The sequence below is a fragment of the bacterium genome (genome assembly GCA_029210965.1).
In the GTDB taxonomy this organism is placed as follows: domain Bacteria; phylum BMS3Abin14; class BMS3Abin14; order BMS3Abin14; family BMS3Abin14; genus JALHUC01.
In genome coordinates this window covers 1-546 of the sequence record JARGFZ010000149.1, presented here as the reverse complement: position 1 = coordinate 546, position 546 = coordinate 1, and the positions used below count along the sequence as shown (strand labels likewise).

Sequence of the window (546 nt, the reverse complement as noted above, 5' to 3'; positions counted from 1 at the left end):
GATGCGCAGATAGCGGTCTTCAACCTGAAGACGCACAAATTGCGCATGGATAGCACCCTCATTGCCAGCAACATTCGGCACACGACCCGTTTGCAATTGTTGGTCGAGGTAGTGCAACGGGTCCATCGGATGCTGGATGAAGGTGACCAACAGCGCTATGCCGCCGACTTTGCGGCCTATCTGAAAGGCACGGCGGGCCAGTATATCTATACCCTCAAGCGCGAAGCCTACCCCGAGCATCTGCAGCGGGTGGGCGAGTTGATGCACAAATTGGTGGGAGAACTCCAGGCCAAGTATGTCCAGGAATCGGCTTACCAGATTCTCGAATGCGTTTTCAAAGAGCATTTCGTCGTCGACGAGAGCCAGCTGCGCGCCAAGGCAGGGGCAGAGTTGAGCGCTGACAGCTTACAATCCCCCGACGACTGGGAAGCGACCTATCGCCGCAAGCGGGGGCAAGATCACGTCGGCTACGTGACCAACGTAACCGAAACCTGCGCCCCCGAAAATCCGTTTCAGTTGATTGTCCAAGTCCAGACCGCATCGAAC

Annotated in this window: 1 protein-coding gene; it reads left to right on the top strand. The window is 56.6% G+C overall.

Going from position 1 to position 546, the window contains the following annotated elements:
• Nucleotides 1-546 (top strand): hypothetical protein (locus tag P1S59_14720; GenBank protein MDF1527473.1); only part of this gene is annotated, 546 nt, incomplete at both ends.